The organism is Robiginitalea sp., from assembly GCF_049588695.1.
Classification (GTDB): Bacteria; Bacteroidota; Bacteroidia; order Flavobacteriales; family Flavobacteriaceae; genus Robiginitalea.
In genome coordinates, this window is the sequence record NZ_JBAVZJ010000494.1 from 1 (window position 1) to 1,918 (window position 1,918).

The following is a 1,918-nucleotide window of genomic DNA, read 5'->3' on the forward strand; positions in this document are numbered from 1 at the left end:
CTATAAGATCAGGCGGGAAGACAGAAGGCAATTGAGCGGACATAATTCGTTTCTGGTTTTCTTTACCGGACTCTCCGGCTCCGGGAAATCCACCCTTTGTAACGCCCTGGAGCAGTTGCTTCATCAAAAAGGAATTAAAACCTATGTGCTGGATGGTGATAACATCCGACTCGGTATCAATAAGAATCTCGGGTTTAGCCCTGAGGACAGGACGGAGAATATTCGCCGGATTGGGGAAATTTCGAATCTTTTCATTGATGCAGGAGTAGTAATTCTGGCGGCTTTCGTGGCACCTTATAAAAAGGATCGTGAAAATATACGGTCGCTGGTTGGAGATGATCACTTTCTAGAGGTTTTTGTCAATACACCACTGGAAATCTGTGAATCCAGGGATGTTAAAGGGTTGTATGCGAAAGCCCGGAAAGGGGAAATAAAAAACATGACGGGGATTTCCGCTCCGTATGAAGCCCCCGATACCCCCGATGTCGAAATAGATGGAGAAACTTCTATAGACGCCGCAGTGAATGAAATTTACAAGTCAATTCAACACAAATTAGAAATTAAGGCATGAGTAAGTATTATCTGAATTATTTGGATGAACTCGAATCGGAAGCCATATATGTCCTGAGAGAGGTTTGGGCCCAGTTTCAGAATCCCGTTATCCTGTTTTCGGGAGGAAAAGATTCCATTGTAGTGACCCACCTGGCCAAAAAAGCGTTCCACCCCTGTAAAATTCCTTTTGCCCTGATGCATGTGGATACCGGGCATAATTTTCCGGAAACCATTGCCTTTCGTGATAAACTGATCGATTCCCTGGGTACTCGGTTGATCGTTGGTTCTGTTCAAGAGTCGATTGATAAAGGTCGTGTGGCGGAGGAGCGCGGCAAAAATGCTACGCGTAACGCCTTGCAGATAACCACTTTGCTCGATGCCATTGAGGAACATAAAGTAGATTGTGCAGTAGGCGGAGGGAGAAGAGATGAAGAAAAAGCGAGGGCCAAGGAGCGGTTTTTTTCACACAGGGACGATTTTGGGCAATGGGATCCTAAAAACCAGCGCCCGGAACTCTGGAATTTATTCAACGGAAAGTATTTTGAAGGGGAACACTTCAGGGTATTCCCCATCAGTAATTGGACCGAAATGGATGTTTGGAATTATATCCTCAGGGAGGAAATCGATATTCCCAGTCTCTATTTTGCCCATGAGCGCGAAGTCATCTGGAGGAAGAATTCCTGGATTCCCAATTCGGAACATCTGATTATTGAAGCCCATGAAGAGGTTGTTACGCGCAAAATAAGATTCCGGACCCTGGGGGATATCACCATTACTGGAGGGATTGAATCTGAAGCGGATACGCTTTCTAAAATTGTGGATGAAGTCTCCGCCATGCGGCAGACCGAAAGGGGTAATCGCACAGATGATAAAAGGTCTGAAACGGCGATGGAAGATCGAAAAAAACAAGGATATTTTTAAAGCTTACTATAAGACATGGACTTGAACAACAGCCAGTTATTGCGTTTTACTACTGCAGGGAGTGTGGATGATGGGAAGAGTACCCTTATCGGGCGTTTGCTCTACGATTCGAAATCCATTTTTGAAGACCAATTGGAGGCCATTCAACAAACCAGCGCCCAAAAGGGACACGACGGAGTTGATTTGGCTTTGTTTACAGATGGGCTTCGCGACGAACGCGAACAGGGTATTACCATTGATGTCGCCTACCGGTATTTTACCACCCCCAAGCGAAAGTTTATTATCGCCGATACCCCAGGGCATATTCAGTATACCCGGAACATGGTGACCGGGGCGTCGACTGCCAATGCGGCCATTATCCTTATTGATGCCCGACACGGGGTTATAGAACAGACAAAACGCCATGCTTTTATTGCCTCCCTTTTGAATATCCCCCATGTGATCG

The 1,918-nt window shown here is 45.9% G+C and carries 3 protein-coding genes; all 3 read left to right on the forward strand.

Annotation, left to right across the window (positions count from 1 at the left end):
* Positions 1-571 (forward strand): adenylyl-sulfate kinase (cysC, locus tag WBV75_RS11545; RefSeq protein ID WP_424120746.1); only part of this gene is annotated, 571 nt, incomplete at its 5' end.
* Positions 568-1,473 (forward strand): sulfate adenylyltransferase subunit CysD, encoded by a 906-nt coding sequence (cysD, locus tag WBV75_RS11550; RefSeq protein ID WP_424120747.1) that lies wholly within the window; start codon positions 568-570, stop codon positions 1,471-1,473. The genes cysC and cysD, both read left to right, overlap by 4 nt.
* A gap of 15 nt (positions 1,474-1,488) precedes the next feature.
* A partial coding sequence (locus tag WBV75_RS11555; protein ID WP_424120748.1) for a GTP-binding protein occupies positions 1,489-1,918 on the forward strand: 430 nt, incomplete at its 3' end.